Source organism: Pseudoroseicyclus sp. H15, assembly GCF_054353345.1.
Genome location: NZ_JBTHJE010000006.1, coordinates 481,845 through 507,960, shown reverse-complemented (window position 1 = coordinate 507,960; position 26,116 = coordinate 481,845). Strand labels below are relative to the sequence as shown.

28 protein-coding genes and 1 pseudogene are annotated in these 26,116 nt (G+C 61.4%); 23 read left to right on the top strand and 6 right to left on the bottom strand.

Annotated features, from left to right (window positions below):
• The first annotated feature begins 112 nt into the window (after positions 1-112).
• From ACXN5S_RS16390 to ACXN5S_RS16300, 19 genes are all read left to right on the top strand, one after another.
• The gene (locus ACXN5S_RS16390; RefSeq protein WP_458606538.1) at positions 113-1,354 is read left to right on the top strand and encodes a phage major capsid protein; all 1,242 of its coding nucleotides are present in this window, start codon (positions 113-115) and stop codon (positions 1,352-1,354) included.
• A gap of 84 nt (positions 1,355-1,438) precedes the next feature.
• Positions 1,439-1,771 (top strand): hypothetical protein, encoded by a 333-nt coding sequence (locus ACXN5S_RS16385; protein ID WP_458606537.1) that lies wholly within the window; start codon positions 1,439-1,441, stop codon positions 1,769-1,771.
• A gap of 5 nt (positions 1,772-1,776) precedes the next feature.
• Positions 1,777-2,340 (top strand): head-tail connector protein, encoded by a 564-nt coding sequence (locus tag ACXN5S_RS16380; protein ID WP_458606536.1) that lies wholly within the window; start codon positions 1,777-1,779, stop codon positions 2,338-2,340.
• Positions 2,340-2,678, top strand: coding sequence for a phage head closure protein (locus ACXN5S_RS16375; RefSeq protein ID WP_458606535.1), 339 nt, complete (start codon positions 2,340-2,342; stop codon positions 2,676-2,678). The genes ACXN5S_RS16380 and ACXN5S_RS16375 overlap by 1 nt, the downstream gene beginning before the upstream one ends.
• Positions 2,675-3,025, top strand: a complete 351-nt coding sequence (locus ACXN5S_RS16370) for a hypothetical protein (RefSeq protein WP_458606534.1) — start codon at positions 2,675-2,677, stop codon at positions 3,023-3,025. Before ACXN5S_RS16375 ends, ACXN5S_RS16370 begins: the two co-directional genes overlap by 4 nt.
• Positions 3,018-3,440 (top strand): DUF3168 domain-containing protein, encoded by a 423-nt coding sequence (locus ACXN5S_RS16365; protein ID WP_458606533.1) that lies wholly within the window; start codon positions 3,018-3,020, stop codon positions 3,438-3,440. The genes ACXN5S_RS16370 and ACXN5S_RS16365 overlap by 8 nt, the downstream gene beginning before the upstream one ends.
• 64 nt (positions 3,441-3,504) lie before the next feature.
• Positions 3,505-3,945 (top strand): phage major tail protein, TP901-1 family, encoded by a 441-nt coding sequence (locus ACXN5S_RS16360; RefSeq protein WP_458606532.1) that lies wholly within the window; start codon positions 3,505-3,507, stop codon positions 3,943-3,945.
• 2 nt (positions 3,946-3,947) lie between these two features.
• A complete protein-coding gene (locus ACXN5S_RS16355; RefSeq protein ID WP_458606531.1) occupies positions 3,948-4,415 on the top strand; it encodes a hypothetical protein in 468 nt (155 codons plus the stop codon).
• Positions 4,415-4,576, top strand: a complete 162-nt coding sequence (locus ACXN5S_RS16350) for a hypothetical protein (RefSeq protein ID WP_458606530.1) — start codon at positions 4,415-4,417, stop codon at positions 4,574-4,576. Before ACXN5S_RS16355 ends, ACXN5S_RS16350 begins: the two co-directional genes overlap by 1 nt.
• Positions 4,566-6,875, top strand: a complete 2,310-nt coding sequence (locus ACXN5S_RS16345) for a phage tail tape measure protein (protein ID WP_458606529.1) — start codon at positions 4,566-4,568, stop codon at positions 6,873-6,875. Before ACXN5S_RS16350 ends, ACXN5S_RS16345 begins: the two co-directional genes overlap by 11 nt.
• A gap of 3 nt (positions 6,876-6,878) precedes the next feature.
• Positions 6,879-7,607, top strand: coding sequence for a hypothetical protein (locus tag ACXN5S_RS16340; RefSeq protein ID WP_458606528.1), 729 nt, complete (start codon positions 6,879-6,881; stop codon positions 7,605-7,607).
• A complete protein-coding gene (locus tag ACXN5S_RS16335) occupies positions 7,598-8,197 on the top strand; it encodes a hypothetical protein (protein ID WP_458606527.1) in 600 nt (199 codons plus the stop codon). Before ACXN5S_RS16340 ends, ACXN5S_RS16335 begins: the two co-directional genes overlap by 10 nt.
• A complete protein-coding gene (locus tag ACXN5S_RS16330; RefSeq protein ID WP_458606526.1) occupies positions 8,194-8,595 on the top strand; it encodes a DUF6950 family protein in 402 nt (133 codons plus the stop codon). Before ACXN5S_RS16335 ends, ACXN5S_RS16330 begins: the two co-directional genes overlap by 4 nt.
• Positions 8,583-10,118 carry a hypothetical protein gene (locus ACXN5S_RS16325; RefSeq protein ID WP_458606525.1) on the top strand — a complete coding sequence of 512 codons (1,536 nt, stop codon included), beginning with the start codon at positions 8,583-8,585 and terminating at the stop codon, positions 10,116-10,118. The genes ACXN5S_RS16330 and ACXN5S_RS16325 overlap by 13 nt, the downstream gene beginning before the upstream one ends.
• 34 nt (positions 10,119-10,152) lie before the next feature.
• Positions 10,153-12,372, top strand: a complete 2,220-nt coding sequence (locus ACXN5S_RS16320) for a hypothetical protein (protein WP_458606524.1) — start codon at positions 10,153-10,155, stop codon at positions 12,370-12,372.
• Positions 12,373-12,411: 39 nt separating this feature from the next.
• Positions 12,412-12,750: a hypothetical protein gene (locus ACXN5S_RS16315; protein WP_458606523.1), complete on the top strand. Its 339-nt coding sequence runs from the start codon at positions 12,412-12,414 to the stop codon at positions 12,748-12,750.
• Complete coding sequence (locus tag ACXN5S_RS16310) at positions 12,743-13,171, top strand: hypothetical protein (protein ID WP_458606522.1); 429 nt, start codon at positions 12,743-12,745, stop codon at positions 13,169-13,171. Before ACXN5S_RS16315 ends, ACXN5S_RS16310 begins: the two co-directional genes overlap by 8 nt.
• 65 nt (positions 13,172-13,236) lie before the next feature.
• Entirely contained in the window at positions 13,237-14,028 is a 792-nt protein-coding gene (locus tag ACXN5S_RS16305; RefSeq protein WP_458606521.1) for a peptidoglycan-binding protein, read from the top strand.
• Between the two features lie 525 nt (positions 14,029-14,553).
• A complete protein-coding gene (locus ACXN5S_RS16300) occupies positions 14,554-14,886 on the top strand; it encodes a hypothetical protein (protein WP_458606520.1) in 333 nt (110 codons plus the stop codon).
• A 32-nt stretch (positions 14,887-14,918) separates the two neighbouring features.
• Here the strand turns inward: ACXN5S_RS16300 and ACXN5S_RS16295 are convergent, their stop codons facing one another.
• A complete protein-coding gene (locus ACXN5S_RS16295) occupies positions 14,919-15,554 on the bottom strand; it encodes a sulfotransferase family 2 domain-containing protein (RefSeq protein WP_458606519.1) in 636 nt (211 codons plus the stop codon).
• Between the two features lie 1,399 nt (positions 15,555-16,953).
• On the opposite strand from ACXN5S_RS16295, the gene ACXN5S_RS16290 reads away from it, so the two are divergent.
• From ACXN5S_RS16290 to ACXN5S_RS16275, 4 genes and pseudogenes are all read left to right on the top strand, one after another.
• Entirely contained in the window at positions 16,954-17,529 is a 576-nt protein-coding gene (locus tag ACXN5S_RS16290) for a WcaF family extracellular polysaccharide biosynthesis acetyltransferase (RefSeq protein WP_458606518.1), read from the top strand.
• Between the two features lie 352 nt (positions 17,530-17,881).
• Positions 17,882-18,589 (top strand): glycosyltransferase family 4 protein, encoded by a 708-nt coding sequence (locus tag ACXN5S_RS16285; RefSeq protein WP_458606517.1) that lies wholly within the window; start codon positions 17,882-17,884, stop codon positions 18,587-18,589.
• Positions 18,586-19,374: pseudogene (locus ACXN5S_RS16280) on the top strand (oligosaccharide flippase family protein); the annotation flags it as partial. The gene ACXN5S_RS16285 and the pseudogene ACXN5S_RS16280, both read left to right, overlap by 4 nt.
• A 51-nt stretch (positions 19,375-19,425) precedes the next feature.
• On the top strand, positions 19,426-19,800 hold the full coding sequence (locus ACXN5S_RS16275) for a hypothetical protein (RefSeq protein WP_458606552.1): 375 nt from the start codon (positions 19,426-19,428) through the stop codon (positions 19,798-19,800).
• 163 nt (positions 19,801-19,963) lie between these two features.
• On the opposite strand, the gene ACXN5S_RS16270 is transcribed toward ACXN5S_RS16275, so the two are convergent.
• Genes ACXN5S_RS16270 through ACXN5S_RS16250 form a run of 5 tightly spaced genes read right to left on the bottom strand, consistent with a single transcriptional unit; the run spans position 19,964 to position 25,866 of the window.
• On the bottom strand, positions 19,964-21,337 hold the full coding sequence (locus ACXN5S_RS16270; protein ID WP_458606516.1) for an O-antigen polymerase: 1,374 nt from the start codon (positions 21,335-21,337) through the stop codon (positions 19,964-19,966).
• Positions 21,334-22,512 (bottom strand): glycosyltransferase, encoded by a 1,179-nt coding sequence (locus tag ACXN5S_RS16265; protein ID WP_458606515.1) that lies wholly within the window; start codon positions 22,510-22,512, stop codon positions 21,334-21,336. The genes ACXN5S_RS16270 and ACXN5S_RS16265 overlap by 4 nt, the downstream gene beginning before the upstream one ends.
• A gap of 14 nt (positions 22,513-22,526) precedes the next feature.
• The gene (fcl, locus tag ACXN5S_RS16260) at positions 22,527-23,471 is read right to left on the bottom strand and encodes a GDP-L-fucose synthase (protein WP_458606514.1); all 945 of its coding nucleotides are present in this window, start codon (positions 23,469-23,471) and stop codon (positions 22,527-22,529) included.
• Positions 23,472-23,482: 11 nt separating this feature from the next.
• The gene (gene gmd, locus ACXN5S_RS16255; protein WP_458606513.1) at positions 23,483-24,604 is read right to left on the bottom strand and encodes a GDP-mannose 4,6-dehydratase; all 1,122 of its coding nucleotides are present in this window, start codon (positions 24,602-24,604) and stop codon (positions 23,483-23,485) included.
• A 29-nt stretch (positions 24,605-24,633) separates the two neighbouring features.
• Positions 24,634-25,866 (bottom strand): glycosyltransferase, encoded by a 1,233-nt coding sequence (locus tag ACXN5S_RS16250; RefSeq protein WP_458606512.1) that lies wholly within the window; start codon positions 25,864-25,866, stop codon positions 24,634-24,636.
• Between the last annotated feature and the right edge of the window lie 250 nt (positions 25,867-26,116).

Below are 26,116 nucleotides of genomic sequence, written 5' to 3'. Positions count from 1 at the left end.
GATGAAGGCCGGCACGCGAGACGCTCCGGTCCCTCCCGTCACGCGCGACGCTGACGATCTCCGCGCCCTCATCGAGGGTCTTCGATCCACCATCAGGTCATAGGAGAGAACCATGACCAAGCATATGAACCCCGCCCGAGCGCGGGGGGTCGTCGCCGTGCGGGCCGATGCCGGCGGCAGCGACATCAAGGCCCTTCTGGGGGACCTCCAGAAGGACTGGAATGACTTCAAGGCCACCGCGGCCGAGAAGGACAAGGAAGTCTCGGCGAAGTTCGATGACGTGGTGACCACCGAGAAGTTCGAGCGCATCAATTCGAGCGTGGCCGAGCTTCAGTCCGCGGTCGATCAGGCCAACGTCAAGCTGGCCGCGATGGCGATGGGCGGCGGCGGCGCGGCCGAGGTGAAGGACAAGGACTACACCACGGCCTTCCGGGCCCACTTCCGGCGCGGCGACGTGCAGGCGGCGCTGAACAAGGGGGCCGATGACGAAGGCGGCTACCTGGCCCCGATCGAATGGGACCGCACGATTACTGACAAGCTCGTCGAGGTCAGCCAGATGCGGCAGATCGCGACGGTGCAGAACATCTCCACCGCGGGGTTCAAGAAGCTCTACAACCTGCGCGGCACCGCCTCGGGCTGGGTCGGCGAGACCGCCGCCCGCCCGCAGACGGCGACCGGCGAGTTCGGGCAGATGACGATCACCCCCGGAGAGCTCTACGCCAACCCGGCGGCGACCCAGCAGATGCTCGACGATGCGGCGGTGAACCTGGAGGAATGGCTGGCAAACGAGGTCGAGACCGAGTTCGCGCTGCAGGAGGGGCTGGCCTTCATCGCCGGCGACGGCGCCAACAAGCCGCGCGGCTTCCTGACCTTTGCCACCGGCGGCGCGGCTGCGGCGGTCAACCCGCTCGGCGCCATCCCGGTCAAGACGGCTGCTGCAACGGCGGCGGTGACGGAAGACGAGCTGATCGACGTGATCTACAGCCTGCCGGGCATGTACACCGCCGAGGCGCGCTTCACGATGAACCGCACCACGATGGGCGCCATCCGCAAGCTGCGCGATGCGGACGGCCGGCAGCTCTGGCAGCCCTCCACCGCGGCGGGCCAGCCCTCGACGCTGCTGAACTACCCGGTCACCGAGCTGCCCGGCATGCCCGACATCGCCGCCGGCGCCCTGCCCATCGCCTTTGGCGACTTCCGCCGGGGCTACCTGATTGTCGATCGCACCGGGGTGCGCGTTCTCCGCGATCCCTACACCAACAAGCCCTACGTGATGTTCTACACCACGAAACGCGTCGGCGGCGCCGTCAACGATCCCCAGGCGCTGCGCGTCCTGCGGATGGCTGCCGCGTAAGGCCAAGCTCCCGAGAGCTGAAACGAACGACCCGGTCCGCACCTCCGCGGGCCGGGTCTCTCACCCTGCCAGATGGAGAGTCCCATGGCGAAGAAACCCACCAAGGCCGAGACCGAAGCGGGCAAGGCCGCGAAGCCGACCACGGCCCCCAACCCGGCCCCCACGCCCGCGAGCGCGGCGCCCGCTGACCCGGCGGCGGCCCAGTCCATCGACGGCGCCTCTGGCGCGATCCTCGAAGAGGAGATCGCCGAAGCCGTCGACCTGGCCCACCCCGCGATCGACAGCAACCCGCGGGCCGGGACCGTCGCGGCGCAGAACGCCCGCGACATGAACGACCCGGCGAACCGCAAGCCCGGCGATGAGGGCTATGTCGGCCAGGGCCTCGACGCATCGGTCTACGGCAAGGTCAAGGACTGACCTTGATGCGCGCGCCCGTCCTCATCACGCCGCCCGCCGGAACGCCCGTCTCGCTCGCCGAGGCGAAGGCGCATCTGCGCGTAGACGGACCCGATGAGGACGGGCTCATCGCCGCCTATATCGAGGCGGCCACGGCCCATCTCGACGGCTGGACCGGGATCCTCGGCCGGGCGCTCATGCCTCAGACCTGGCGGCAGGCGTTCGACTGCTGGTCGCCGCGAATGGCGCTGCCGCTCTTCCCGGTGCTTTCCGTCGAGGCCGTGACTTACCTGGATGGGGAGGGCGCTGAGCAGACGCTTGCGCAGGAGGCATATGAACTGCGCACCGATTCCGCGGGCGCCTATCTCTGCCTGCTTGAGGTCAGTTTGGCCGCCCGCGTCGGATCGATCGCGATCACCTATCGGGCCGGCTATGCCGATGCCGCGGCCGTGCCCCGCCCGATCCACGTCGCGATTTTGCTGCAGGTGGCGGCGCTTTACGAGCACCGGGAGGCAAGCATCGAGGGCGGGCTTGCGGAGAACCCGGCTGTCCACGCGCTCTTGGCGCCCTATCGGCGGGTGCGGCTCTGATGCCGGCAGGACGCCTGCGAGATCGCGTCCAATTCCGGCGCCAGGGCGCGGGCGATGATGCCTACGGCAACGTGCAGACGGGCGCTTGGGAGGATCTCGGAACGCCTGTCTGGGCCGACATGCTGGAGCGGCTCGGCGGCGAGAAGATCGCTGCCGGCGCGCTCCATGCGCCGAGGCTCGCGACGATCCGGGTGCGGAAGTCGAGCTTCTCTGAGGGGATCACCGAGAGCGACGCCATCATCGCCAGGGGCGAGACGTGGAACATCCGGTCGATCGCACAGGTCGGGCGCAAGGGGGAGATGCTGGAGATGACCTGCGAGACGGAGGTGGGGCCATGAGCCGGCATGTGATGGGCGTGCGCAAGGTCCAGCGCCAGCTGGAGCAACTGAAGGCCAGGATGCCCGACGATGTCGCCCGGGTGAACCGCGGCATCGCCGACGATTGGGCGCGCGTGGCGAAGGTCCTGCATCCGGGCGACGGCGAGACGAAAGCGCAGATCCAGGTGACCGACGTGCCCGAGGCCAATGGCGCGCTCATCGATTTTGGCGACAAGGCCAAGGTGACCGAAGGCCAGCGCGGCCCGCGGCCGTTCATCAACCCCGCCAAGACCGTCATGCGCAAGCGCTGGAAGTCGCGCGTGCGACGGGCGCAGAAGAAGGTGGTGCGGCAGGTGTTCGGTGGCTGATGGCCCGGCCCTCGCCCTGCAGAAGGGTCTGATTGCGGCACTGAAGGCGGCGCCGGCGATCGCGGCCCTCGTCGGTGCCCGCGTCTATGACGAGCCGCCGCAGGCTCCGACCTATCCCTACATCCGCCTCGGCAACCTGGACCGGCAGCCGCTGCGCACCGATGGGACGCCCAATGCGGCCGACATCCTCTTCGCGCTCGAAGCCCATTCCCGCCCCTCCGCCGGCCGCGTCGAAGGCGCCCGGATCGGGGAGGCCATCGTCGCCCTCCTCGACGACAACGAGGCGGCGCTCGACCTGGCCGGCTTCCGCCTCGTGCGGCTGCAGCATGTCCTGACCGAGACCGATCGGGACAGCGACGGCCAAAGCTATCTCTCGCGCTCGTCCTTCGAAGCCCTGCTCGAGCCCACGCCCTGACACCCGCGCCCCCCGCGCCGGCTCTCTCTTTTCATCACCTTCACTCTCAGCAAAGGAGGCCGACATGGCCAAGCAGAAGGGGCGCGAGCTCCTCATCAAGATCGGCGACGGTCAGGAGACGGAAGCCTTCACCACCGTCTGCGGTCTCACCTCGAAGACCCTCGGCATCAACAATAACGACATCGACATCACCACGCCCAATTGTGACGCCCCCGGCGGCGCGCTCTGGCGCGAGCTGATGGAGGGGATCAAGTCGCTGACCCTCTCGGGCAACGGCGTCTTCGAGGACACGCCCTCGGAGATCACCCTGCTGAACCTCGCCATGTCACCGACGCCGACCGCCAGTTTCCAGGCAATCGTGCCTCACCTCGGCACCTTCGAGGGAGCCTTCCTGCTCTCCTCGATGGAATATGCCGGCGAGATGGAGGGGGCGGTGACCTATTCGATGTCGCTCTCCTCGAGCGGCAAGATCACCTTCACCGCAGATCCCACGCCGGATCCCTGATCGTGGCCGTCGCAAACACTGCCCGCTTCGAGGAGGAGATCGGCGGGCAGCTCCGTCCGCTGCTCCTCCGCAATGGCGAGATCGAGCGTTTCGAAGCGCAATATGCGCCGCTCGGGCTCTACGAACTCTTCGACGGGCTGCGGGGGCAGGGACGGGCACCACAGGTGCGCCATGTCCGCGATCTCCTCGCCCTCGGCCTCATCGGCGGCGGCATGTCCGACCGGCTGGCCGACGCGCTCATCGCCGGGCTCGGGCCGGAGCACGACCTGGCGCTCCGCGGGACTGCACTGCGGCTCCTCTACTTCACGCTCGTGCCGGCGCTCTATGCCGGGGCGGGCGAGGCCGGGGACAAAGCCGCCTCAAAAAAAAACGAGGCTGGATCGCCGAGCGAGGCGGCCAGGGACGGGGCCGAAGCGAGCGGCCCCGCCGCTACGACGCGCCCGCCCGCATCCGGAACATCTGCGGCGTGATGGGGCGGCTGCCGGCCGAAGTGCGGGCGATGACGCCGGCTGAGACGGACATCCTCGTTGCGGGCTGGAATGAAGCCCAGGCGGCGGCCCGCGGCGAGGTCGCGCCGATGAGCGTCGAGCGGTTGCAGGAATTGAAGGATCGCTATCCCGATGTCCGTTGATACCGAGAAGATCGAGATCCTGCTCGCCGCCCGCGACAAGGAGCTGGTGCGCGTCATCGACCGCAACAACAAGAAGCTCGCCCAGTTCGAACGGCAGGTGACCAAGAACCTGACGGGCGTCTCCAAGACGGTCGACACGCACATGGCCAAGGCGTCCCGCGCCGTCGACCGGTTCGTCAAAGGCGCGGTGGCCGCGGTCAGCATCCAGGCGATCCGCGCCGTCACCGGCCAGGTCGCCCGGATGGTCGAGGGCGTCGCCGCCATCGGGGATGAGGCGCGGCGCTCCGGCCTCGGTACGGAAGCCTTCCAGGAACTCGGCTACGTCGCCACCCAGAGCCGCATCCCGATCGACGCCCTGGTCGACGGCATGAAGGAACTGAACCTGCGCGCGGACGAATGGATTGCCACGGGCAGTGGCCCGGCGGCAGAGGCGTTTGGGCGTCTCGGCTTTGCGGCAGGCGATCTCAAGCGCCGCCTGGAGGATCCGCAGGAGCTGATGCTCGAGATCATCGACCGCATGGAAGAGATGGACCGCGCGGCGCAGATCCGCATCGCCGACGAAGTGTTTGGGGGCACCGGCGGCGAGCGTTTTGTAGAGCTGCTCGCCCACGGCGCGGCGGGCATGCGCGACATGATCGGCCAGGCGCACGAGGCCGGCGCAGTGCTCGACGAGGATGTGATTGCCAAGGCCGCAGAGATCGACCGGCAGTTCAAGGAGCTGACGACGCGCATCGGCACCTATCTGAAGACCGGCGCCGTTGGTGTGGCGGGGCTGCTCGTCGATGCCGGCGAAGCCCTCGCCGACTTCAAGGCGGAGATCGAGGAGGTGCGCGCTGCGGCCTCCGAGCTCAACATGAACGACCTCTCGGCGGGTGTGCGGCTGCTCGGCAGTGATGCGCGCACAACCCTGCAAGACGACATCGATCTCCTCGAGGAAAGCCAGGGCGCGATCATGCGCACGGCGGCCGAGATCGAGGCTCTGAACGCCCAAACCGACATTGTGGCCCGCTCGCTCCTCGAGGCGGCGGTGAATGCCCGCCAGCTTGGCAACGATGAGCTGGCAGTGGCCCTGGCCCAGCTGAGCCAGGAGATGACCGCCCTGACGACAGCGTTCACCAAGGGCGAGGTGGAGGGCGATGCCTTCATCCGCCGTCTCCGCGACCTCACAGATCGCGCCGATGTCGCCCGGTCGGCGCTGGCCGCGGTCGATGGCGTGGAGTTCGGCGGGGTGATCTCCCGCATCGGCGATCTGGTCAGCTCGCTCGGCCCGGCGATCGCGCGGGCCCTCGAACTTCGCGCAGCCCTGACCCCCGGGCCTGTCCGTCTCGGGCCCGCCTCGCGGAGCGCGCAGATCTCGGCAGATGAGCGAATGCTGGAGCCCGACGTCCTGCCCGCGCCGCCGCCGCCCGTGGCGCCTGGCCGCCCGGAAGCGCGCCCCATCGATATCGACTTCGGCTACAACCCGTCGAGCGGCACCGGTGGAGCGGGCGGTGGCGGCGGGGCGTCAGAGCGCGCTTCCGAGTACCAGCGCGCCACCGACTCCATCGAACGCGAGACCCGCGCCCTGGAGATGGAGGCGGCGGCGCTGATCGCTGTGGCCGGGTTCGATCTCGATCTGGGCGATGCCATGGATTACGCGCGCAAGAAGGCGGAGCTGCTCACCGCCGCGCAGGAAGATGGCCGCGAGCTGACGCCGGAGCTGCGGGCGGAGATCGATGCCCTGGCCCGCGCCTATATCGACGTCGCCTCCGAGGTGGATACCGCCACCGACGCGCTGGACCGCATGCGGGATAATGCCGAGACCGGGGCGGATGCCATGACGGACCTCTTCATGGCCATCACGGGCGGGGCGGGCGATGCCAAGCAGGCGCTCCTGCAGCTTCTTCTGCAGATGGGCCGCGTCTCTGTGACCAACGGCATGACCAGCCTCGCCGGCTCCGGCGGTCTCGTCGGCACGCTCTTCCAGGCGCTCGGCAGCTCGCTGACGCCCCGCGCCGCTGGCGGGCCGGTACGGGCGGGGGCGCCCTATATGGTCGGCGAGAACGGGCCCGAGCCCTTCATCCCCGCCGTCGACGGGCGCATCCTCTCGGTGCAGCAGGCCCAGGCGGCCTATCGCGGGGAGGCGCAGGGGCAGAGCAGCGGCGGCGCGCCGATCTACATCGATGCGCGCGGCGCCCAGCAAGGCGTGGCCGAGCAGATCGAAGAGGCGATGCGCCGGGCCCGGCCCGGGCTCATCGGCGAGACCGTCCGCGTCGTCCACAAGAAGTTCGGGACAGATCCCGGCTTTGGCCGCCTCTAGCCCATGCCGAAGGTCTGGGCCTGGCCGCCGGTGCCGATCGCAGCCTACTCGCCGCGGATCACGCGCCCCGGCTCCATCTCGATGGACCAGAAGGGCGCGCCGATCTTCAGCCAGGCGCAGGCGAGGCGCCTGCGCTACACGATCGATGTCGGCCTGCTTGATCGCGATATTACGGCCAGCGGCTATCTCGACATGCTGATGCGGCAGATGGACGGGGCGCTGCCGCTGGTCCGCATCCAGCCGCTGCCGCCGCTCTGGCAAGGCCACCTCCGCGGTCTCGGCGGCAAGCGCGGCCAGGTGCCGCTCAAATGGACGGCTGATGGGCGCACCCTCGATTGGGATGTCGTCTGGGCATCGGGCGCCACGATCACCGGCACAGCCGTGACCGATGGCGCCTTCGCCGGCCTGCGCTGCTCGGGATTCACGGGGCTTATCCCAGGGACTATCGTCGCGCGCCCGGGCGAGCTGGTCCGGGGTGAGGCGGGCCAGACGGCGCGTGTTCTGAAGGCGGAGCGGCTTGGGATAGATGGCAAGGCGGTCCTGCGCCTGGATCGCCCCCTGGCCTCGGGCAAGGTGGTCATCGGGGCGCGCGAGGCCCTGACGATGGTCATCCTCAGCTGGAGCGATCCGGTGCTCGATCTCGGCGCCGGCAGTGTCGAGCTCGACATGCTGGAGGTGACCTCCGCCGACTTCGACGGCGAGGCGTTCGAGGTGATCGACCCATGGAGCTGAGGCGCGGCATCGATCCCGTCCTGCTCGCGGCGATCTCGCGCCGGGACGGCTTCCACCCGGTGGTGCTGCTCAAAGCGGCCTGGCCGGGCGGGACCGAACGCATCCACTCGGGGCTGGGCGACCTTCCCTGGGGCGCAAACACCTACAAGGGCGCGGGCCACCATGTGCGCGACGTTGCGGGGGCGCCGGAGGCGGGCGGCAGCGCCCCGCCTGAGGCGGCGATCCGCATCGCCGGCGCGGTCGCCACCGTGCTGGGCTACACCGATGCCAAGGCCCGCGGCGGCGAAGTGCGCATCTGGCTCGGCGCGGTGACGGAGCCGGCCGGCACGGTCCTCATCGGCCAGCCCTTCCTCGCGTTCCTCGGCCGCATCGATGAGAACGACGCCGATCTGGAGGCGCGGATCGACGCCACGGTGGCGGAGCTGATGGTCTCCGCCACCGCCGGCCCTGGCGCGAAGGAGAATGCCGCGCACTGGCACAGCGATGAGAACCAGAAGGCCATCGATCCCAGCGATACCGGCATGGAGCGCCTGGCCTTCGCCAGCCGCTGGCGCTTCTCGCCGCCGGACTTCCCGGGGCCGAGCGCGTGACAGTCAGCGCCCGGGCCGTGCTGGAGGCGGCGGAGGAGGTGATGCGCGGCCCGATCGTCTGGGGGCGCTCCGATTGCTGCACGTCTGCCGCCGACATCTTCCTGCGCCTCTGGGGCATCGATCCCATGCCGCGCCTGCGGGGCCGCTTCCGCAGCGCCGGCGGCGCGCGGCGGGCCATCGCGGGCGATCTGCCGGTGGCCTTCCGGGGCGAGATGGCGGCGGCGGGGCTGCAGCGTCTCAAAGAGCGGCCTGGATTGATCGGCCTCTGCCGGAATGACGCCCTCTTTGGCTGCGTTGCGGCGATCTGCATCCGCCCAGGCGAATGGGTGGCGCGGGCGGAGGGCGGCTTCGGGATTATCTGCGAGCGGGCGATGGAGGCCTACGGATGGCAGGGGTAGTGGCGGGCCAGATCGGCGCGGCGCTTGGCGCTGGACTGGTCGGGCAGGCGCTCATCGATGTGGCCGTGGGCTTCGCCTTCTCGGCCGTCGCCAACAAGCTGATCGGGGCAGGGCAGGAGCCGACGGTCAATGGCGACGAGCGGCGCCGCCAGCTGAGCTTCCCCGACAACCTGCCGCCCTACCGGCATGTGCATGGCAACACCCGGGCGACGGCCACGGTGATGCCGCACCCCGTCGTCGGCGAGTACGGCTATGGGGTCTACCTGCTCAACAGCCGCCGCTCGGTGCAGGTCGGCGAGAAGATCGAGATCTGGCTCGACGAGCGCGGCTTCGTGCTCGCCAGCGGTGATGACCCGTTCGATTTTGGCGGGCCGGGGGCCTCGCCCGCCGCAGGCCCGCTCGCGGCCCATGTGAAGATCTGGATCGGCCTGGGCGATCAGACTGGCCCGCCGGCGGAGTTCCTGAGCGAGGCGGCCTGGGACGCCGACGATCAGCCGCTCGGCTATCGCAGCTCGGACAGGTTCACCGGGCTGACGGTGGTCTTCGTCAAATACTGGGCCGGGACGAACGGGGCGGATGTCGACCTCTGGCCGAATGTGCCGCCGGCGCTGGAGACCAGGCAGCTGACCTCGGCCATCTACGACTGGCGCAAGCCTGGGCATGACCCTGACGACGAGACCACCTGGGAGGCATCGCAGAACAAGGCGCTGATCCTGGTGGACGGCTATAGAATGAACCCCGTGCGTCCCCACACGCTCGAAAGCCTCCACCTCGACAGTTTTACGATCGACGCCGACCTCTGCGACAATCCGATCGCCCTCGCCGCCGGCGGCAGCGAAGCGCGCTATGCCGCCCGGGGGACGCTGATCTTCGACGGCTCCGAACTGCACGAGCTGATGGCGCCGATCCATGCGGCCGGCGCCTCCCGCCCGGCCTGGTTCGGCGGACAGCTCGGCGTGGTGCCCGGGGCCTATTCCGAGCCGGTGATGACGATGACCCGCGTGCTGGGTCGCATGAAGTACTCCAGCATGCAGCGGACGTCTGATCTGCCGACGGTCATCAACGGTCGGTACGTCGCCGCCGAGCGCGGCTACACCTATGCGCAGCTTCCGCCGCGGGTGATCTCCGATCTGGCGCCGGGGGAGGAGCCAAAGATCCGCACACTCACCTTCGATTGGGTGACGAGCGCGACCCAAGGCATGCGGCTCATCAAGATCGCCGCTTACCGCGCTCGCGAGCAGCGGCGGCTGACGGCGGAGCTGCCACCAGACGCCCTGGACCTCGTGATCGGGTCGGGGGCCGCGCTGGCCCTTGGCGAGCCCTATGACGACGTCTTGGGCGGCACCTACGAGGTGGAGAGCCTCCACCCGCTGCTCGACCCGCTCGGCAGCGAGGCCGGCGTCGCGCTGCGCGCCACCGTGACACTGGTGCGCGCTGTCCCTGACGCCTTCACCTGGTCGGTTGCCGAAGAGCAGGCGATCACAAACCCCAACGCGCCGGGCGGCTTCGCGCCGGCAGCGTGACTTCTTCATAAATGCAGTTCTTCAGGAGTTCGCGATGCCGAACATTGCTCCTCTGACTCAACGGACCACCGGGACCGCCCCGCGACGTCTGACGCTCGATGACCTGCAGGCGCAGTTCGATGCGCGGGATGCCTACTATGATGCCGTCTCCACCGGCGAGCGCCGGCGGGGCTCCTGGGATCCTGCCGACCCATTCCCGGGCGGGGTAGGGGTCGAGGCCGGGAACTGGTGGGAGGTCTCGGCGGCGGGATCGCGCGACGGGCTGGCGTTCAAGATCGGCGATGGGGTGCAGGCGCTGGTCGCCGCGCCGTCGACGACCGTCGCGGCGGGGAACTGGGACATCAAGAGGCTGAGCGCGATCGTGGCGCGGGTGTATACGAACTTCGCCGAGCTCAAGGCCTCGTTCGAGCCGCCGCGGGGGCCAGGGGCAGAATGGCGCGACCGGCAGGGGCATCACTGGCGAGAATGCGATGCTGGCGAACCCGCCTTCAATCGCCTTGCGACCCCGCATGGATACCATCTCGTCACCGCCGGCGGCGTGAAGCTTCGGCACGTCTGGACAGGCCCGCTCATCGCCTCGGCCCTCGGCTGGGTGGCCGATGATGCCACAGACAATGCGGAGGTGGTGGACCTGATCGAGAACATCCTTCGTCTCAATGATGGGGGCTCCGTGATCTTCGACGGGGAGAAGTCCGGTCGGTCATCCCGCCCGTTCCTGCCCCCGTCTTTCTCTCGTGTTACCTTCGAAAGCCCCTTCCACTACACCAACCCGGCTGGGCCGTATGGGTCCGTCGCGGTCTATGCAGGTCAGCTCAACCGAACGGATGTCGCGCGGTTCACCGGCTCGAGGGAGGCGGCCTACGATGTGGGCGCGCTTCAGCCGCAGCAGCGGGGCCTGACGGTGGGCGGACGCTGGAACAACGTCCTCTCCGCCTTCACGAACCCCAAAACCTGGGTGCCGCAGGTTGGCGATAACGTCTTCGTCTTCACGAACGATGATAGTGCGACCGATCCGTCCCGGCCCGTTCCTACGGCGCTGCACTTGCGCAAGCTGGTGGAGGTGGACGGCTACGACATCATGCTCGACGCCGGCGTGGCCGTCGCCGGCAATTATGTGATCGTGCCGGCCTGCCGGGACCTCGGCTATGACCGCGGCGAACTCGACGGGGCGATCGGTCGCGTCGAGATTGTCGAGGATGTCGAGATCTATGGGCGCATCAAGTGTCCCAAGGGGATCCCGCTCTTCTTCGGAGCGGCGGATAACCCTACGGTCAAGGTGATGACCGAGGGGCGCGAGCTTCTCTACGCCAATGGCATCCGCAACGGCGACGTGTCCATGAAGGGCACCTTCACCCGCACCTTTACCGAGCTGAAGCTCGGCAGCGAGAACCCGCATATCCGCTCCGTGGTCGGGCAGCATATCGAGGATGGCGAGGACTATACTGCGGGGCTCTTCTCGACGGGCGAGAACTGTCGGGGCGGCAGGATCGACAGGCTGATCTGCGATGCGCCGGACTGGAACGGTGGCATCGCCTTTTCCGTCCTCTCCCCCGACTTCGAAGCCCAAGGCGTGCGGATGATCACCGGGGCCACCGGCATCCTCTACCGCATTGGCTCTTCGACTCGCAGTGCCGCTCGGCACAAGTTCCGCGGCTATATCGAGGGGCCGGCGACCATGGCCGGCGAGATCGTCGACATCAACGATCTTGCGACCGAGATCGATGTTGATCTGCACGTGAAGGGCCAAACCACAGCGGCGACCTCGGTCAACATCGGCGGCACCTCGTCGGGGATCCTCAGGGCGCTGACGGTCGAGGACAACGGCAAGGCGATCCGGATCAACAAGAACTTCCTGACCCTTGGCAAGATCATCGCGCCCGGCCCCATCGTCAACGAAGGGGTGAGCATCGCGGGCGACCGCATCTACCTGCCGGCGCTGCAGCTCAACCGCGAGACCGTCGACTACCAGGCCAGCTTCGCAACCTCCTACGCCCCTGCGCGGAACGCCATTGCGATGCAGCTCGGCGGCAACCTGGTGCTGGCCGATCCGACCTTTGTGCCGCGCGTCAACGAGCAGATCAGCCTGATCTTCACGCATCCCTCTGGGGGGCCTTACAGCATCACCTTTGCCGGCCTCTATCGCGGCATCGAGGCGCCGGGCCCGGGCGGCAATGCCAAGCGATTCAGCGCCACCTTCGAATGGACTGGCACGGTCTGGGCTTATGTGGGCGGCAACGGCGCCTGGAAATCCTGACCCCCCGCGACCTCTCATCTCAAGAAAGGGAGCCCGCTCATGGCCAGCGAGCCCACTCTCCTGCAGTCGCTCGCGCAGCTGTGGGAGCGCGCCCCTGACAACCTGGTGGCGCTCATCATCTCCGGTGCCGGCGGCGCCTATGTGCGGGCTGTCTTCGCGCCGCAGGCCGAATGGCGGCGGCGATTGGTCGAGGGTTCGGCGGGCGCCGTCTCCGCCATCTTCCTCGGCGGCGTCGTCGGCCACGTCATCGACGTGATGAGCGGTGCCGGGGTCTATGCCTATCTCGCCGGCGGGTTCCTGATGGGCGAGGGCGGCATCGCTGCCGTGCGCGCGGTGCGGTCCCGCTTCTTGCCGAAACAGGAGGCCGACGATGCCTGACCTGATCCTGACCCTGCACAACCTCACCTCGATCTCGGCCGTGCTGCTATGCTGGTGGGTGTCGCACCAGTTCGCCCAGGCGACACCGCCGGGACGCTTCATCGCCGCCATGTTCGGAATGCTGGGCCTGTCGATCCTCATCACCATGTTCGCCCGCAACGTCGAGCCGCTGACGCCAGAGGCGCTGATCATCGGCTCCAAGGCGGCGCTGACGCTTTGCCTTCTCGGCGTCGCGATTCGAAACCACCTCGCCGGCAAGGATGCGGCGGAGCTGCCGCCGCCAAACGACAGCCCAAGTTGGCGCCACGCCGCCCTGAATGCCGAGACGCGCGCAGAGGCCCTGGCGAGGGCCGTCATCAACGGCAACGCCGCGCGGGCCAAAGCCTTCGCTAAGGCCATCCTGCGCGGCCACCGCCGCTAAGACCTCCGTCCTCCCGACATTCTCATGCCCCGCTTCGGCGGGATTTCCTGCATTGGAGACAGCCCATGCCGAAATGTATCGACGCCTCCGCCATCGCCGGCCTCTTCGGCCTCGCGGTCAACGACAACCTGCGCTCGACGGCGCTCGGGCTCGAGAGGGGCGGGGTGGCCGCCGGACTCGATCGTCCGCACCGCCTGGTGCAGTTCCTCGCCCAGCTCGCGCACGAGAGCGGCCGCTGGCGCTATGATCGCGAGGTCTGGGGGCCGACCTCCGCGCAGAAGCGCTATGACACCCGCGTGGATCTGGGAAACACGGCGGCGGTCGACGGTGATGGCTTCCTCTTCCGTGGGCGGACAGGCATGCAGATCACCGGGCGCACCAACTACGCGCGATACACCGCCTGGGTACGCGAGGTGCATGGCGCCGATATCGACTTCGTCGCCCAACCTGACCTGGTGAACACTGATCCCTGGGAAGGGCTCGGGCCGATCTGGTTCTGGGACGAAGGCGCCGGCGAGAGTCTCAATCGCTTCGCCGATGCCGGCAACACCGAGATGGTCTCACGCCGGATCAACGGCGGCACCAACGGCCTCGCAGATCGACTCGATCTCTACGTACAGGCCGGGCTCGCCTTCCTCGGCCATGACAGCGTCCGCGCCTTCCAGGGGGCGGCTGGCATCAAGGTCGATGGAGATCCCGGGCCGCAGACCCGCGGCGCGCTGCATGAAGAGCTGCTAGCCCAGCCCTCGGTCGCGTTCGGTGAGGCCCTGACTGCGGTCCTGGATCAGAACTATGAGCATCTCCGTAAGGCGCTCGCCGACATCCGGAAGAGGGCCGACGAGGCGCTGGCCGGATAGCCCCGACACCTACATGAACATTCCCACAAGGATCACGAAGATAGTGGCAACGCCGAAAATCCATATCTGAAGCAACTGCCAGGAAGGCTTGTCCTCGCTGCAATAGCCGCAGGATCGTCCGGCGAGTCTCATTCGGTGACCGCACTCGCGGCATGTGAATAACCTGAAAGACAATATTTCATTCCCCCCATAGGATCCTTGGCTTCGCTCTTGGCGAAGTGACTAATCATTGGGCAAAAAATGTACGGGATAAGAAAACTGGCAGTGCTGCCGGATTGCGAAAATATTCAATTAGCCATTTGAGGCAATGGCTGGGAATAATTTTAATCACCTTTCTGTGTGAGATATTGGAATTGTCGGAGATTCCAAGAGCTTCCTGTTGCTCGCCGGCTGAACCGCACCTTCCCAACTGTTGGTGCGCGTTCCGGTCGACGCAGGCCGCATGCGCTTCCTCCGATCCCACCCACATCCTCGCCGGGCGGACCGTGGATCTGCTCGACCTCAACTTCGGAAAGGAACACGGCCATGAACTACCTTCTCGACATCCTCGGCTCGGACGCGGTGAAATCCGCGCTCGTCACACTCTTCGTCATGGTGTTGACCGCCGTGACGGCGTGGTTGGGGCGCTGGCTCTCCCGATGGTTCTCCGCCGGAGAACTTGTTGGGGCGCGTGCCATCCTCGCCGAGGCGATGCCGCGAGCGCTCGCCTATGCTGAAAAAGTAGACGGCAGTGAGAATTCGGTAATCACCTACCTAAACCGCACGATCCCTGGGGCTCTGGCGACGCTTAAGGTGACCGACGACGCGCTCTATTCTCGTGTGCAAGCGGAGATGGCGGCGGCGCGGGTGGAGCCTTGAAAAGGTCAAGCCAGTCCGACGTATACACTAGCTTAAAAGCTGTAGCCGAAGCGCTCGATATCCTCTCGGTATAGCTTCGCGACATGCGCCCTGAGTGTGTCATTGTAATAGTCACGATAACTCACCTTACGGTTCGCGGAAGAGTTAAGATGGGGTAGGGTGGCTTTATCAGCCGGAATGCCGAGCTCCTGAAGATAGACGGGCAGTTCGGTAGATAATTCTTCGAACTTGAGCACCTTATCGACAAGCGCGGCTCCGCTGGAGTCGCACGTGAAGGCGCGGATCGTAGTCGTTAGGCGAGACTCTGGGTCGATCTTCTGAACGTATGAGGCAAAATCGGGCGGTGGCGTCACCTTATGATATGCTCGTCGCAAAAAAGAGCCTTCACGGCGGTGCTTTAGGTAGTGATGGTAAAGCGACACGACCCTATCAAATGGGTTTCGCACTACGCAGAATTTGCTGTATGAAGAAAAGTCCCATCCATTCTTATCGAATATATCTTTCAGCTCTCTGGCTGAAATGTGGTGATAATAGGGGTGGTTCCTATTTGTTTCGGTTATGTGGACGCTCTTGATATCTGAGTATGGATCAAGAAGATCTCGCAGTGATGTGCTTCCGGTTCGTGGTACCGCTAGAAAGATGAACTTTTTCTCATGAGATATGCGCATAAATTGAACTTTCTTCCAGTCTTGGATCGCAGTTTATACTCGGTGAGCCCCATTAGCGTGATAGATGCCGAACGTATCATGCCCTTGCAACGATTTTCTCGGGGTGCACACGTCCCTAGACGCGCCTCTGCCTAAGTCCGCTGCACGAAATGCTGCCGGAGAATACGCTGCCCCTCATCTGAACAAACTACGGGTGCCAACCGCTACCGGGACACGCCGAAGGTACCTCGTCCCTCAACTTACTGACCGCGCTGGAGGCGGCGTTGCTGAGATGGCCGCTGAGGCGGCAAGCTAGAGTACGCGCTACCGCAATACAAGGTGGGGTCAAGCCTCTAACGGGTGGTCGAATTTAGAAGTTGCAAAAACGTGGCGGACTTGTGATGTCTTCTCGGACACCGATGTTGCCACTGTCGAAGATGGCTCGAGCGCGATGAGAAGAAGCGAAATTCAGTGTGCTTAAGCGGTCGAGCTTCAGCGATCAGGCGCTCCCCTGCCCAACAATCAGGCAGCCACGAAACTCCGCATCATGTATGGGCGGTAGTTGCTGAGGCTGCCGAAGCAAGACTGGTTGGCTCTTGCAAAAATCCGGAAACTGCGACATCTGCGGAGCCACGACGGGCGATTTCTATAGAGATAGTGGAGAAGGGCCATTGATGTTTGCAAGATTGCACAGGCGAGTGCGTAATTCAATTTCAACATCTCCAAGCATATATTGCACGATTGCGCGGTTGGGAAAGCACGGTTCACGAGTGGTCTCTGCCGATACCGATCTTGTTATCGAAGGGTTTCCGAGATCGGGGAACTCATACGCGGAAGCTGCATTTCGCTTGTCGCAAAATGAGAATATAAATCTTGCGCACCATACTCATGCGGCCGCGAACGTCATCAGGGCGGTTTCGCTTAATGTACCGTGTTACCTTCTCATCCGGTCTCCCGCAGATGCTTGTATTTCTCTGGTCATCCAGGAACCAAGAGTGCAAGATCTAAAGTTAGCTTTAAAAGAGTACCGGCGCTTCCATAGGGCGATCAAGGGTATATCTACAAAAATCTGTGTCACGCCTTTTGAGGATGCCATAAGCAGATTTAACGACACAGTCACCAATCTCAACGCAATTTACAGCACGAATTTTAGTTCGTTGCCGGCGGATCTCGAGCCAGACAAGGTATTGTCAAGAGTTGATGAGATATCTCGTCGCCGAGGTACGGTTCCTGAGGGCGTCGAGCCATACTCCCCAGAGGCTAGCGAGGATGTCAGAGCTAGACGTAAGGCCAAGAAAATAGAATTAGAGAACGCTCTTCGCGGCCCGAAGTACAGTTCGCTCTTGCGCGAGTGTGAGCATCTGTACAGTGAAATACGCTCTAATATTGCGCATCCAGCTACAGGCATTGGCTCCTAAAGATGAGTGTTCCGGACTGTCAATATCAGGACCTGTCGAAATTCCGCGTTCCGAAAGGTTTCCGTGGTAGGAGCGTAGTTACTGTGCAGCTCTGGTGGATCTGCCAGGCAACACTTTTTGCTTTCTCGCCAAGGCCCGCCTATAAGTGGCGTGCTTCACTCCTGCGAGTTTTTGGCGCTAAGATTGGGCGAAATTCTAGAATCAGGTCGTCCGCGCGTTTCACCTATCCGTGGAAGGTGTCTATCGGAGACAATAGTTGGATCGGGGATAGAGCTGAGCTATACAGTCTGGTAGAGATCTCTGTCGGCAATAATGTCTGTGTATCTCAAGACTGCTACATCGCGACGGCGGGTCATGATATCGGGAGCTTGTCCTTCGACTATGTGACTGGCCCTATCGCAATCGAGGACGAGGCATGGCTAGCTTCGGGCGCGTTTGTAATGCCAGGAGTAACGGTAGGCAGAGGGGCAATCGTCGCCGCCAGAAGTGTGGTGACTAAAGATGTTGCTGAAGCCCTGATCGTCGCTGGATCTCCAGCGCATACTATGGGCAGGCGACATGCACCCAGCGAACAATAAAGGCATTCTACTCTTAGGCCCGTTGCCACCTCCGGTACACGGGTTTTCGGTAGCTACTGAGAAACTCGGAGACCTACTGGAGGAACACATCAGTGTAACGCGTGTAGATCTCGCATCGAAGAGCACGCACCGGTCGTTAGCCAAGCTTGGCAACCTGCTTCTAATGTTTGTTGGTTTTTTTGGACTTATAAGGTTCCGTTTGCGCGGCGGCGGAAAAGTTTCATTGGGTTGTAACGGTGGCAGCGGGTTGATCTTATCTTACCTACTCGCTGTATTTGCATGTCGAGTTATGAGATTGAAATGCATTATTCACCATCATTCATATTCCTACATCAACGATAAGTCCAATTTAATGCAGCGGCTCGTAGTGGATACTCGCGAGCTAGCAACACACGTCTTTTTAGCTGACCGGATGAAGCGAGAGTTCTGCGACTGTTATGGGTCCGTAGACTCGGCGATACTTCCCAATGCATATTTGGTACCAGCGCCTGGTTCGTCATCTCTTCAGAGAGATGTATTCTCGATTGGTATGATCTCCAATTTGAGCCGCGAAAAGGGTCTAGACCTATTTATCGACTTGGTAAGCTCATTGCGAGAGCGAGGTCTGAGGTTCTCAGCTGAATTGGCTGGTCCAGTGGCTAGAGAGGATAAGAGGCTCCTAGATCGCGCCATTCAGGCGTTCCCAGAAATTGTGTACCACGGTCCACTTTATGGCGCAGCGAAGGAACAGTTCTTCTCGGCATTGGATGTCATGATATTTCCCACTCGCTACCGAAATGAGGCTCAACCTATAGTGATTTACGAGGCATTTGCACACTCGGTGCCGGTGATTGCGATAGCGCGTGGCTGTATCGCCGAACAATTGACGGGGACCATATCTGCTCTTCCAGATGTGGCCACTTTCGAGAAGGAAGCTGCGAAACTCGTGGAGGAATTGGCGTACTCGCCGGAGCATCTAAAGGAGCTTCGCCAGAGTGTTTGTCTACGCCTGAAGGCAGACACCGAGGTAGCCTTCGACACCATTAAGTCAGTATATCTTCAAGGGATCGGTGGTAGATGATCCGCTTAGCGATCTCACTGTCATCGAATTTGATGATTATTGGACTTAATCTATTTACCGGCGTTCTCGTAGCGCGACTGCTGGGCCCAGAGCAGCGGGGTCTACTGGCAACGGCAGTTGCTCTTACGAGCCTCATTGCAGGTGTTTCGTCTTGTTCCATAGCCGACATACTTTCACGCCACATGGCGGCGCGAAGGGAACAGCTCTTCAACCCGCTTGGGCCGCATGTACTTATCCTTGCTCTCGGAACAATTGTTGGCACAATCGCGCTATTTCTACTAATGTGGGTAGGAATTCCGCCAGTTAGCGGCCTTTCAGCAGTCGTCTACTCGGGGCTGTTCCTAATAATTCCATTCATGCACATTTCCCAACTTGGCATGGGGGTCATCCAGGGATCTCAAAGGTGGACGCAGTGGAATCTGGTTAGACTTTCGCCCCATATAGCGTACTGTCTGCTTCTCATAGTCATTATGAACAACGAGCCCGACGCCAAGTTGGTTGGTTTGGTCTTTGCGCTTTCGAGTTTTGTCCCAGTGATCCTAGCTGGCTACTTCGCAGTAAGAGTGCAAAGTAGGGTGGTCCCAATAACGTCCGCCGATCTCCGGTATACAGCCTACGAGATTGCCCAAGTCCATGCAGGACGGATACTGCAGATGCTACGACAGAACTTGGATCGCATACTGATACCTATCGTTTTCAGTACGGGAGTTCTCGGGAACTATGTAATCGCAGCAACGCTTGCAGCGCCTCTATATGCGGCCGCTTCTACAGTTACGTCTCTATACATACCGCGAGTGACACAAGAGAAGGTCAACGGATCGCATACTCAGCGAAGAATGACCGCTATTGAGATAACGTCCATCATTTTGCTGGGTATCGCAGTCTCAGGTGTGTATGCTTGGCAATCAAGTTTTATTGTGCTGATGCTATTTGGAGCTGAGTACAGTGATGCGGCGCAATACGCCCCCTTCACTGTTGTTGCTGTTTGTGGATATTGCGTTGCGAAGGTGCTGGAGGCGTATATGATCTCCTATGGACAGTTTCGGCTGATTATTATCTCGGAAGTGGCTGTCATTGTAAGCATAGTTCTCGGCCTTGCAGTTGTCAGGGACGGATTTATCGCCTACCTGTGGATTGTCGTGTCCGTATCAGTGGCTGTAGCCATTGTTCGCTTGCTTCGCTTTGTGCGCATTGCTCGGTGGAGCGCTTGATGCGATCTTCAGCTAGCGCAGTGTCGCCCATATTCAGCCTCGCTGGGCGCAGCGCGTGCTGTCAATTCAGTTGCTCGATCTGAATTCTCTCACGGTCTAACGGTGTGAATTGAGTGACGGGCTCGATCGGTCGCCCATGCAAGACTCGCATCGGTTTAGTCGCCTATCGAAGATGGACTATACCACGTGAACTTTTCGTCTTGAGATAGCCTCCACGTGCCATAAGCATAAGTCCCGCCCAAAATATAAGTGGGTATAATCCAAAGATATAAAATTCGATTATGCTAGGGGCTCCATCGCGAAACCACTGAATGCAGAATGGCAAGGAGACAATATATATTGATCTAAGAGAGTAGCTGTTCCAATTTCGGGTCGCGAAACAGTAGACGCTCTGAAGAACATATCCTGACAGAAAGGAAAGAATTATTACGCCGGGAAGGCCAAGGCTAAGCCATCCAGCGCCCGCCATTGACTGAGTTAGCCCGTCATAGTTGCCGCCTACATTCAGATCAACTAGCTGCACCGGTGAACCAATTGGCTTCCCGGGCCAAAGGGCTCTAGGAATTGGTTTTGTTAGAACTTCTAGGTACTGAGTAAAGTATGTGTGCCCAAATCTATCGTCGGGGAAATTTTTGGCTAGGTATAATAGAAAATCATACATTCCGAATTCTTGCGAGTCACCGATTGGTGTTCGGCGTAGGTAGTCTGAGATAGATACATTCGCCCAGTCAAATGACCCGTGGGATCGGGTTACTCGCCGGTAGATTCCCCCAACGGAAATGAGGACCATCGCGGAAAGCGAGAATAGACCAAGCACGACGCTTTTCTTCGCGGTAGTTGTTCCTGGGCGCTGGAAGTAGTATATAATAAAGCCTAGAATAAGGTATATGATTACGAAGCGGCCTCTCCCTTCCAGAAATGCCAGTATAATGAAGACTACAGTTAGCGAGATATTGTAGACGTTGGGGCGATAGAGAATGACGTGGGCTAGAATTAGCCCAGGGATGCAGTTTTTTAGAACGTAGAAGTAACCGCTGCCTTGAACAAAGATCTTCTTCCCTGTCTCCGGGTCCGTCATTAGGTTGCCACCGGATTGCCCGGTTACTTGAACTACCGGATGTTGAATCCCATAGTAGAGTGAAAATAGGAATAAAGGGGAGAGTGCAATTAGGGCAATTGCGTAGGTTTGCTTCTCTAGCGGTGTGGGTCCGCGAGATTGAATAGGTGTATTGGGGCTCCCCCGGACTAATGTAGCGCCAAGAAATGATATGAGTGCAATATTTGCCAGAAGAAAGGTAAGCACCGCACTCCATACATCTGGCGTTATTCTCATGTATGTGAAGTTGGTGTGATAGCCGGCGGTAAAGAGTACGGCTGGGCGAACTCCAAAGAGAAAGAGGTGGAAAACGAGATACCAGCTGGCGGGTGCCAAGATTTGCATCCCGCGGTACTTTGACCAGGCAATCAGGACAAGAACAGCGGCTAATAGATTTACATATGAGAGAACTATCAGCGAGGGGTCATAGGAGTAGGTCATGCCTGAAGAGCCGAACGAATACCGTCTCGAAAGTTCGACGCGCTGAAGTTCTCACTATATTGAATAATCGCTTCCCTGTCGATTGCATTGCTCTCATAGAAGTGAGCTGCGGCTTCCAGAGCTGAGGCCAAGGCCTTGGTGTCTCCTGCTTTGGACTCCATGCCTATATTTTGGGGAACTCCCAGATTCGCTAGCCCAGTATTTTCCGTGAAGATCGTGAAGCAGCCAGCCGAGAGGGCTTCCAAAAGAACGAGGCCAAAACCCTCGACTAGAGAGGGTAGTACAAAGACGTCAGCCGAAGTGTATTCGTTCCACAGCTCTTGTGAGCTAAGTCCTGCTTTGACTGTTACGTTATCCGGTAAGTCGTCGAGTAAACCATCTTGTGCTCTTGAGCACACCATTGAGAGGGTCGCGTTTCCAAGTTTTGCCAATCGCCATGCGGCTAGTAAATGGTGCACGCCTTTTCGGTGAATGGCCTGACCTACAAACAAGAACTTCATTTCTCCGTTTGCTTGCTCCAGCTTTATCGACTGTGGCTTGGGCCGTGCTATTCCATATGGCACTATGTGAACCCTGTCTGAAGCTACTCCCACTCTGATTGCTGAACGAGCTGTAAGTAGGCTTGCACACAGCACGCGGTCAGCAGCGGCGAGCTCAGCATCAAGCACTGCTATGCGGTGCGCAACGGCGGTCTCCTCTTCGAGACCTCGATGTCCGATCCCGTATTCTTCAATATTTGGCCGCAGGATTTCCTCTATTAAGCCGGGATGGGGGTGAAACAGAAATAGAGTCTTCTCCCTGTCGCTCAGCTTGGGATCGTTGAATGCTTCCATCGCGTAAGTAGAGTAAAGTAGAAGGTCGACGCCCGGACTCTTTCGAGCGACTGACCTCGCAGCGGCTCCAATGATGCGATTTGTGTGGTGGATTGTGTCGAGGCCGGTTCTATCAATCTGGCGGCGGAGGCTCTGTAATGCGACTGCTGGCCAGACCGTCTTAGTAAGTGCAGCGGGAATGAAGTCCGAGTGTCGATGACGAAGGGGGGTGGGAATAATTTCTCGATCAGGTCTGTAATAATCGGTGACTAGTCGTTCGAGTTGCCCGACTTCAGCTAGAGCTGCCGCGACTTGGTAGAAATCCCGATCACGATTGTGGGCAACGATGTATTTCTTCGGCACGGCTTACTGCTCGTCTATTGATTATGTGCATGGAAGGCGACGTAGTCGTGGTAGGTATTCTGTAGTCCGTGTTTTAAGTCCGTCTTTGGTGTCCATCCCAGCGCGGAGAGTTTGGAGCTATCCATTAGTTTTCTGGGTGTTCCGTCGGGCTTTGTGGTGTCGAAGATTAGTTCGGCGTCGTGGTCTACCACTAAAGAAATCGTTTCAGCGAGTTCTCGGATGCTCACTTCGGTGCCGGAGCCAACGTTTACGTGTTCGTACCCAGAATATCCCTTTAGGAGGAAAATCAGCGCGTCAGCGAGGTCGTCGCAGTGTAAGAATTCTCTGAGGGGGGAGCCTGAGCCCCAAATTACAACATTCTTTGCGTCCGTCACCTTAGCATCATGGAATTTACGTAGGAGAGCGGGGAGCACATGGCTGGAGTTCAGATCGTAATTGTCTCCTGGGCCGTACAAATTGGTTGGCATGGCCGATATCCAGTCCCGACCGTACTGCGTGCGATAAGCTTGGCAGAGCTTGATGCCAGCGATCTTGGCGATGGCATACCATTCGTTGGTCGGCTCAAGCGGGCCTGTCAGTAGGCTGTCTTCAGGGATAGGTTGTGTAGCCATCTTCGGGTAGATGCATGACGACCCCAGAAACAGGAAACGCTCCACATCGTTGGCGTGAGCAGCCGCTGCGATATTCGTCTCGATCTGAATGTTCTGCACGAGGAAGTCGACTGGGTAGTCGCTGTTTGCCTTGATGCCACCAACCTTTGCCGCAGCCATCACAATGGCATCGGGCTTTGTCTCGGCCATCCACTCTTCAACTTCAGCCTGCCGGGTGAGGTCCATCACATCGCGACCAGCAGTGATTACTTCGCAATTCTCTTTCGCCAGGCGGCGGACCACGGCTCCGCCGACCATGCCGCGATGTCCGGCCACCCAGATCCGTTTGCCGTTGAGACTGTACGTCATCGATATTCCCTTCAGCGATCTTCGACCGAGATTGGCATCTCGAAGCCATGCTCCTTGAGGAGGGCATGGCGCTTGGCAGTATGCAGATCCGCCGCGACCATTTCCGCACACATCTCCTTTGCGGTGATCTCCGGCACCCAACCGAGCTTCTCTTTCGCCCGGGTTGGGTCGCCGAGCAGCGTCTCGACTTCGGCCGGGCGGAAGTAGCGCGGGTCGATGCGCATGATCACGTCGCCGGGCTTCACAGCGGGCGATATGTTATTGTCGACCGACTTCACTGTAGCCGTTTCTTCTGTGCCATCGCCCGAAAATTCAAGCTCGATGGCCAGCTCCTTGGCGGTCCAATCGATGAACTCGCGGACGGAGTATTGCTTGCCCGTACCGATCACAAAGTCCTCGGCGGAGTCCTGCTGGAGCATCATCCACTGCATACGTACATAGTCCCTCGCGTGGCCCCAGTCGCGTAGGGAGTCGATGTTGCCCATGTAAAGGCAGTCCTCCAGGCCGATGGCGATGTTGGCAAGGCCTCGGGTGATCTTGCGGGTCACGAAGGTTTCGCCGCGGCGCGGGCTTTCGTGATTGAAGAGGATGCCGTTGCAAGCATAGAGTCCGTAGCTCTCGCGGTAGTTCACGGTGATCCAGTAGGCGTAGAGCTTGGCCACGGCATAGGGGCTGCGTGGATAGAAGGGTGTCGATTCCCTCTGCGGGGTCTCCTGCACCAGGCCGAAGAGCTCGGAGGTTGAGGCCTGATAGAACCGCGTCTTCTGCTCAAGGCCGAGGAAGCGGATCGCTTCGAGCAGTCGCAGGGTGCCGATGCCATCAACATCGGCGGTATATTCCGGCGCCTCGAAGCTGACGGCCACGTGGGACTGTGCGCCGAGGTTGTAGACCTCGTCAGGCTCGATTTGGGAAATGATGCGCGTCAGGTTAGAGGTGTCGGTCAGGTCGCCGTAGTGAAGCTTCATTTTCGGGTTGGGCGTGTGCGGATCCTGATAGATATGGTCGACGCGCTGCGTGTTAAAAAGCGAGGCGCGCCGTTTGATGCCGTGCACCTCGTACCCCTTCTCGAGAAGGAGTTCGGCTAGATAGGATCCGTCTTGGCCAGTAATGCCGGTGATGAGCGCTTTCTTCATGTTCTCGGATAACCTTCGGTCTGAAATGATTATGGAGCAGGCCCAGCGGAGCCGAAACGCTTCTTGAGGATCGGCCAGAAAATGGCCTCAAAGGCCGCTGCGACACTCTTTAGATCAAAGGTGGCCTCAGCATAAGCCCGGCCGGCGGCACCAGCCTCGCGAGCAGCGTCAGGGTCTGCCGCGAAAGACTTCGCGGCGTCGACTGCGCTCCGGATGTCACCGGGGGGCACCACGCGGCCTGCGTTAGTCTCTGTCACGATCTGGGCTGCAAGGTTGTCTTCGGGCGCGGCCAAAACAATTGGCCGGCCCGCACAAAGGTAGCTCAGGATCTTGGAGGGAACGGAGAACTCGCCGGCCTCGACTTCGATCATCGCAACCAGCACATCCGCAGAGGCCAGGACCTCTGGGAATCGGTTGAAGGGCTGGAGGGGGAGGAGCCTCAGAGCGGGCAGTGCGCCGCCAGCGGCCTCCTGGGCAAGATTATCTGCTCCCACGCCCGCTGCCACCACGACGACCTCGCCTTCTCCCTCAACCGCGCGCGCCAGTTCCGAGAGGATCTTGGGGTTGTGCTTTGTCGCAAGGGTGCCGGAATAGACGAAGCGGGCGCCGGAGCCGAGGCCCTGTTCTCTCGCCCAAGCGGTGTTTCGATCGAGCTGCGGGATTTCGTCGATAACCCCCCAGTTGGGGATGACGGAAACCTTATCATTAGAGATCTTCCAGCGGTCAGTTTGAGCACGAAATCCTTCAGTGATATGAATCACATGATCTGCGCGCCGCATCTGCCGACGCTCCAGAAACGTGTAATAGCTGCCGACAATGTGGCCAATGCCGGGCAGCTTCTTTTCGAGAATGCGAGAGGCAGCGATAGAGTAGAAGTCTTGGCACCAGTAGATGAAGGCAGCGTCTGTGGCGCGGCAGGCGTTGACCAAGTGCTCCTGAGTCTCTGTCGGTGTGTTGCCCGAGATCACAAGCGATGGCTTCAGCTCACGAATGAGCGCGCCAAGTTTCTTGCCATACTCAATATCTCCCCGACGACGCTTAAGAAAATCCGTCTTGGAGTACTCACCGGGGATATTCAACCCATGGAAAGTCAGACGGTCTGGATCACCCTCGACCTGTGCATTGCGACCCTTCGGGCCGGCATCCCCGGCGAAGAGAACATGGTGAACACTCCAGCCCCGCTTGGCCAAGGCGCGAGAGAGTTCAGCAGTGAACGGATGGCCCGCGTAGTCGTGGACAACGATGGTCTGGGAAGCAGTCATGAAGGCAATGCTCACAAAATCCGTCTCGAGGCACAAGGCGCCGCAGTGCTCAAAATGCTGAGCTTCTGTGGGTCGTCTACTCAATGCCGCGCTGCAGCGTCTAGCTCTTTCGTACAGTTTTCTGTTCTAGGAGGGCCCATGAAGGGTGGGGCGCTATTTTTTCAGCCTTGTTGACGAGCCGCATCCCTACGATCCAAATGGAAGAACGGTGTTACGGCTACATCGCGTCCCGAAAAACTTCGCCCTCCAC

Bases quoted from the DNA above. Each gene is read 5' to 3' on its own strand.
- ACXN5S_RS16380 (WP_458606536.1), top strand. From the start codon at position 1,777: ATGCGCGCGCCCGTCCTCATCACGCCGCCCGCCGGAACGCCCGTCTCG.
- ACXN5S_RS16370 (WP_458606534.1), top strand. From the start codon at position 2,675: ATGAGCCGGCATGTGATGGGCGTGCGCAAGGTCCAGCGCCAGCTGGAG.
- ACXN5S_RS16345 (WP_458606529.1), top strand. From the start codon at position 4,566: ATGTCCGTTGATACCGAGAAGATCGAGATCCTGCTCGCCGCCCGCGAC.
- ACXN5S_RS16340 (WP_458606528.1), top strand. From the start codon at position 6,879: ATGCCGAAGGTCTGGGCCTGGCCGCCGGTGCCGATCGCAGCCTACTCG.
- ACXN5S_RS16350 (WP_458606530.1), top strand. From the start codon at position 4,415: ATGGGGCGGCTGCCGGCCGAAGTGCGGGCGATGACGCCGGCTGAGACG.
- fcl (WP_458606514.1), bottom strand. From the start codon at position 23,471: ATGACGTACAGTCTCAACGGCAAACGGATCTGGGTGGCCGGACATCGC.
- ACXN5S_RS16320 (WP_458606524.1), top strand. From the start codon at position 10,153: ATGCCGAACATTGCTCCTCTGACTCAACGGACCACCGGGACCGCCCCG.
- ACXN5S_RS16360 (WP_458606532.1), top strand. From the start codon at position 3,505: ATGGCCAAGCAGAAGGGGCGCGAGCTCCTCATCAAGATCGGCGACGGT.
- ACXN5S_RS16385 (WP_458606537.1), top strand. From the start codon at position 1,439: ATGGCGAAGAAACCCACCAAGGCCGAGACCGAAGCGGGCAAGGCCGCG.
- ACXN5S_RS16290 (WP_458606518.1), top strand. From the start codon at position 16,954: ATGAGTGTTCCGGACTGTCAATATCAGGACCTGTCGAAATTCCGCGTT.
- ACXN5S_RS16300 (WP_458606520.1), top strand. From the start codon at position 14,554: ATGAACTACCTTCTCGACATCCTCGGCTCGGACGCGGTGAAATCCGCG.
- ACXN5S_RS16285 (WP_458606517.1), top strand. From the start codon at position 17,882: ATGCAGCGGCTCGTAGTGGATACTCGCGAGCTAGCAACACACGTCTTT.
- ACXN5S_RS16310 (WP_458606522.1), top strand. From the start codon at position 12,743: ATGCCTGACCTGATCCTGACCCTGCACAACCTCACCTCGATCTCGGCC.
- ACXN5S_RS16305 (WP_458606521.1), top strand. From the start codon at position 13,237: ATGCCGAAATGTATCGACGCCTCCGCCATCGCCGGCCTCTTCGGCCTC.
- ACXN5S_RS16390 (WP_458606538.1), top strand. From the start codon at position 113: ATGACCAAGCATATGAACCCCGCCCGAGCGCGGGGGGTCGTCGCCGTG.
- ACXN5S_RS16250 (WP_458606512.1), bottom strand. From the start codon at position 25,866: ATGACTGCTTCCCAGACCATCGTTGTCCACGACTACGCGGGCCATCCG.
- ACXN5S_RS16270 (WP_458606516.1), bottom strand. From the start codon at position 21,337: ATGACCTACTCCTATGACCCCTCGCTGATAGTTCTCTCATATGTAAAT.
- ACXN5S_RS16275 (WP_458606552.1), top strand. From the start codon at position 19,426: ATGACCGCTATTGAGATAACGTCCATCATTTTGCTGGGTATCGCAGTC.
- ACXN5S_RS16375 (WP_458606535.1), top strand. From the start codon at position 2,340: ATGCCGGCAGGACGCCTGCGAGATCGCGTCCAATTCCGGCGCCAGGGC.
- ACXN5S_RS16335 (WP_458606527.1), top strand. From the start codon at position 7,598: ATGGAGCTGAGGCGCGGCATCGATCCCGTCCTGCTCGCGGCGATCTCG.
- ACXN5S_RS16325 (WP_458606525.1), top strand. From the start codon at position 8,583: ATGGCAGGGGTAGTGGCGGGCCAGATCGGCGCGGCGCTTGGCGCTGGA.
- gmd (WP_458606513.1), bottom strand. From the start codon at position 24,604: ATGAAGAAAGCGCTCATCACCGGCATTACTGGCCAAGACGGATCCTAT.
- ACXN5S_RS16295 (WP_458606519.1), bottom strand. From the start codon at position 15,554: ATGCGCATATCTCATGAGAAAAAGTTCATCTTTCTAGCGGTACCACGA.
- ACXN5S_RS16315 (WP_458606523.1), top strand. From the start codon at position 12,412: ATGGCCAGCGAGCCCACTCTCCTGCAGTCGCTCGCGCAGCTGTGGGAG.